A 5,009-nucleotide genomic window follows, 5' to 3' on the forward strand; every position below is an offset into this window, starting at 1 on the left:
TCACCCACCTCAACGGTGGCGCCGCAACGCCAAAGGTGATGGTTGGTCGCTTAGCTTCTCCAGCGGCGCCACCGTTGAGGTGGGTGACGACGGATCGGCACGCGTCGCGGGGAAGGGCTCGAAGGCCGTGGCCAAGCTGCTGGACATGTCGCACGCGCCGCGCGGCAGCTGAGCCGGGCGGCCGATCTCCATGCTGGCGGTCCGCGCCGTCTCTGTTACGGATCTTAAGTCAAAATTTACCGCACTGACGCCATGCCTTCTGCGCTGCCCGGTGTTCCTGCCGGCCTGTTTCGCGTAAGGGTTGACGATGCGTATTGTCGGGACGATTCCGCTGGTTCTCGCCTCTGGCCTGATGGCCGTCACCTCTGCCCAGGCCGGCGAGGGGAGCTGGATTTCCGGCGACTGGTACCTGACGCTCGGCGCCACCGGTCTCGTTGCCCCGAATTTCGAGGGCGGCAAGAAATATATGCTGAGCGCCCAGCCCATCATCTCGCTCGGCAAGGCAGGGCCGGAGGCGCGTTTCACCTCGCGCAACGACAACATCTCGCTGGCGCTGATCGACGACGGCAGCGTGCGCGCCGGCTTGACCGGCAAGTTCCTGTTCTCGCGTTCCAGCAAGGACGAATTGCAAGGCCTTGATCCGGTGCGCTGGGGCGGCGAGGTCGGCGGCTTCTTCGAATTCTATCCGCTGGATTGGGTGCGGGCCCGGGCGGAGCTCAGACACGGCATCCGCGCCCACAACGGTTTCGTCGCCGACATCGCGGCGGACGCCTTCTACGACGTCACCCCGACCGTCCGCATTTCCGGCGGCCCCCGTGTCTCCTTCGCCTCGGCCGGCTATTTCGACGCCTATTACGGCGTCAACGCCACGGAAGCTGCGGCCTCGGGCCTCAGCGAATACCATCCGGGCGGCGGGCTGAAGTCGACCGGGCTCGGCGGCGCGATCACTTGGAAAGTGACCGAGCCGATGACGGCCAGCGTCTTCACCGAATATTCCCGCCTGATGGGGCCGGCGGCCGATTCCAGTCTGGTCAAGGAGCGCGGCGACCGCGATCAGTGGACCGTTGGCGTGTCGACCACCTACCGTTTCAATTTCTCGATGTAAGTCAAAATACCGGCGCTTTGGCTTGAAATCCGCGCTTTATTCCTGCCGCGGCATCCGCTAAAAGCCACGCCATGACGAGCTTTTCGCGCCTTTTTGCGATCGCGATACGAATTACGGGCCCGGTGTTCCGGGTGGCCTGAGCGCCGCCGGAGCCGCCGGGACTTTTGCGCGCGGCCCCCTCGCGCTTTTTCCAGATCATGATAGTTCAACGCCCGAGCTATTTTGCCAACGGGCAATGCACATGGCAGACCCAATGACCGACACTCCCGTGACCGATACTGCTGAAACCATCGACTATTCCAAAACGCTTTACCTGCCGCAGACCAATTTCCCGATGCGCGCCGGCCTGCCCGAGAAGGAGCCCGGCCTGGTCAGGCGCTGGCAGGACATGGAGCTTTACCGCAAGCTGCGCGATGAAGCCGCCGGCCGAGAGAAATTCGTGCTGCATGACGGGCCGCCCTATGCCAATGGCAACATCCATATCGGCCACGCCCTGAACAAGATCCTCAAGGACGTCATCAACCGCTCCTTCCAGATGCGCGGCTACGACGCCAACTACGTGCCTGGCTGGGACTGCCATGGCCTGCCGATCGAGTGGAAGATCGAGGAGCAGTACCGGGCCAAGGGCAAGAACAAGGACGAGGTGCCGGTCAACGAGTTCCGAAGGGAATGCCGCGACTTCGCCGCCCACTGGATCAAGGTGCAGGGCGACGAGTTCCAGCGGCTCGGCGTCATCGGCGATTTCGACAATCCCTATACGACCATGGCCTATCACGCCGAGGCGCGGATCGCCGGCGAGCTTTTGAAATTCGCCATGTCCGGCCAGCTCTATCGCGGCTCGAAGCCGGTGATGTGGAGCGTGGTCGAGCGCACCGCGCTCGCCGAGGCCGAGGTCGAATACCAGGACTATGAGAGCGACACGATCTGGGCGAAGTTCCCGGTGGCGAGCCTTGCCCGGCCGGTCGACGCCGCCGATGCCGCGCCGGCGCTGAATGGGACGGCACTCGACCTGCTGGAGGCGCATGTCGTCATCTGGACAACGACGCCCTGGACGCTGCCCGGCAATCGCGCTGTCAGCTTTTCGCCGCGCGTCGCCTATGGCCTCTACGAAGTGACCGCGGCCGAGAACAGCTTCGGGCCGCAGCCCGGCGAGAAGCTGATCTTCGCCGACGCGCTGGCGGAGGACGCCGCTTCCAAAGCCAAGGTCACCTTGAACCGGCTTCACAACGTCTCCCCTGAACAGCTTGCAAGTCTTACGCTTTCGCATCCTTTCAGAGGACTGGGCGGCGGCTACGAGTTCCCCGTGCCGATGATCGCCGGCGAGCATGTCACCGACGATGCCGGCACCGGCTTCGTGCACACCGCGCCCAGCCACGGCCGCGAGGACTTCGATGCCTGGATGGATGCGGTGGCCGAACTCATCAAGCGCGGCGTCGACACCTCGATCCCGTTCCCGGTCGACGATGCCGGCTTCTTCACCAAGGACGCGCCGGGCTTCGGCCCGGACCGCGAGGACGGCCCCGCGCGCGTCATCGACGACAACGGCAAGAAGGGGAACGCGAACCAGGCGGTGATCGAGGAACTGATCAAGCGCAACGCGCTGTTCGCGCGCGGCCGGCTGAAGCACAGCTATCCGCATTCCTGGCGCTCGAAGAAGCCCGTCATCTTCCGCAACACGCCGCAATGGTTCGTCTATATGGACAAGGACCTCGGCGACGGCACGACGCTGCGCAGCCGCGCGCTGCAGGCGATCGACGACACGCGCTTCGTGCCGGCGGCCGGCCAGAACCGCATCCGCGCCATGATCGAGGAGCGCCCCGACTGGGTGCTGTCGCGCCAGCGTGCCTGGGGCGTGCCGATCGCCGTCTTCGCCGATGCCGACGGCAATGTGCTGAAGGACGAGGCGGTGAACCAGCGCATCATGGACGCCTTCGAGCAGGAGGGCGCCGACGCATGGTTCGCGCCGGGCGCCAAGGAGCGCTTCCTCGGCAACCACGACGCCTCGAAATGGCACCAGGTGACGGACATCCTCGACGTCTGGTTCGATTCCGGCTCGACGCATGTCTTCACGCTGGAGGATCGGCCCGACCTCAAATGGCCGGCCGACGTCTATCTCGAAGGCTCCGACCAGCATCGCGGCTGGTTCCACTCCTCGCTGCTCGAAAGCTGCGGGACGAGGGGCAGGGCGCCTTACGAGACGGTCATCACCCATGGCTTCACCATGGACGAGGAAGGCCGCAAGATGTCGAAGTCGCTCGGCAACACGGTCGTGCCGCAGGACGTGATAAAACAGTCCGGCGCCGATATCCTGCGGCTCTGGGTGGTGACGACCGACTACTGGGAAGACCAGCGGCTCGGCAAGAACGTGCTGCAGACCAATATCGACGCCTACCGCAAGCTGAGGAACACCATTCGCTGGATGCTGGGCACGCTCGCCCATGACGATGGCGAGGACGTGCCGCTGGACAAGATGCCGGAGCTGGAGCGGCTGATGCTGCACCGGCTGTCCGAACTCGACGAGGCGGTGCGCCAGGGCTACGACGCCTTCGAGTTCAAGCGCATCACCCGCGCGCTGCTCGACTTCATGGTGGTGGAGCTTTCGGCCTTCTATTTCGACATCCGCAAGGACGCGCTCTACTGCGACGCGCCGTCCAGCTTGCGCCGCAAGGCGGCAGTGCAGGTCGTGCGCCATCTCTTCGAATGCCTGGTGAAGTGGCTGGCACCGATGCTGCCTTTCACGATGGAAGAGGCCTGGCTCGACCGTCACCCCGAAGCCGCCTCGGTGCATCTCGACCAGTTCCCGGCCATTCCGGATAACTGGAGGAACGAGGCGCTGGCCGAGAAATGGCGCAAGGTCCGGCAGGTGCGCCGCGTCGTCACCGGCGCGCTTGAGATCGCGCGCGCCGATAAACTGATCGGCTCCTCGCTGGAAGCCGTGCCGGTGGTCACCATCGACGATGCGGCGCTGGAAGCAGCCATCGCCGATGTCGACATGGCCGAGATGGCGATCACCAGCGATCTGGTCATCAGCCATGGCAAGGCGCCGCAAGGCGCTTTCACGCTGGATGACGTCAAGGGCGTCGCGGTCGTCGTCGAGAAGGCCCAGGATCGCGGTCTGGTCAAATGCGCGCGCTCCTGGCGCTACACGGCCGATGTCGGGCAGGATCCGGAATTTCACGATGTCTCGGCCCGCGATGCTGCCGTGCTGCGTGAACTGAGGGCGCTCGGGCGTTTGTAGGTGCATGTCGCCCAAGAGTGCGCAGCGGTTTTGGGCTAACGATATGCACCCATGAAATAAGTGCAAAAGTGCCACGCCGGGCGGCGCAAATTCGCCCGCGCGTTGCCCTTGACAAGTGGTTGAGGTAAACACGCGACACTCCGGCAGACAAATTGTCGCCGGATTTCCATCGCAAACGCGGGGAAGAAGGGGACCGCGCCCCTGTGGCCGGTGGCGACCGAAAGGCTTTAAAGTGGGACTTTTTGGCATGACCGAAAGAACGTTTGCGCGCGCCGCGCTGCTGGCGCCGCTTGTGGCATCGGCCATAGCCATGTCGGGCTGCGTCGGCTCTCCGACCTACGGAACCGACAAGACCGCCGCCGAGCAACTCGCCGACGACGTTTCGGGCGCCATCGCGATCACGCCGAAGCGCCGCGATCCTATCGACTATAAGCCGCGCCCGGACCTGGTGAAGCCTGCGCCGGGACAGAAGGAAACTCTGCCGCCACCGCAGGAAAGCATCCAGACGGCGAGCGCCGACTGGCCCGAATCGCCCGAGGCGCGCCGCGCCCGCATTCGCGCCGACGCGACCGCCCACCAGAACGACCCGAACTACCAGCCGGAAGCGGTCGAGGACGTTCAGACCGACCCGGTGGCGGTGAAGAAGGCTTTGGCCGATTCTGCATC

3 protein-coding genes and 1 pseudogene are annotated in these 5,009 nt (G+C 64.7%); 3 read left to right on the forward strand and 1 reads right to left on the reverse strand.

Features of this window, described 5'->3' with window-relative positions; genetic code table 11:
- Positions 1-307: 307 nt before the first annotated feature.
- On the forward strand, positions 308-1,105 hold the full coding sequence (locus EOA60_RS18385) for a MipA/OmpV family protein (RefSeq protein ID WP_095778378.1): 798 nt from the start codon (positions 308-310) through the stop codon (positions 1,103-1,105).
- A gap of 1 nt (position 1,106) precedes the next feature.
- Here the strand turns inward: EOA60_RS18385 and EOA60_RS18390 are convergent, their stop codons facing one another.
- On the reverse strand, positions 1,107-1,304 hold the full coding sequence (locus EOA60_RS18390) for a hypothetical protein (RefSeq protein WP_067325119.1): 198 nt from the start codon (positions 1,302-1,304) through the stop codon (positions 1,107-1,109).
- A 54-nt stretch (positions 1,305-1,358) separates the two neighbouring features.
- On the opposite strand from EOA60_RS18390, the gene ileS reads away from it, so the two are divergent.
- Entirely contained in the window at positions 1,359-4,343 is a 2,985-nt protein-coding gene (gene ileS, locus EOA60_RS18395) for an isoleucine--tRNA ligase (protein ID WP_164748167.1), read from the forward strand.
- Between the two features lie 247 nt (positions 4,344-4,590).
- Positions 4,591-5,009 (forward strand): annotated as a pseudogene (locus tag EOA60_RS18400) (hypothetical protein); the annotation flags it as partial.

Origin of the sequence: Mesorhizobium sp. M1A.F.Ca.IN.020.06.1.1 (assembly GCF_004023265.1) — a bacterium.
GTDB lineage: Bacteria > Pseudomonadota > Alphaproteobacteria > Rhizobiales > Rhizobiaceae > Mesorhizobium.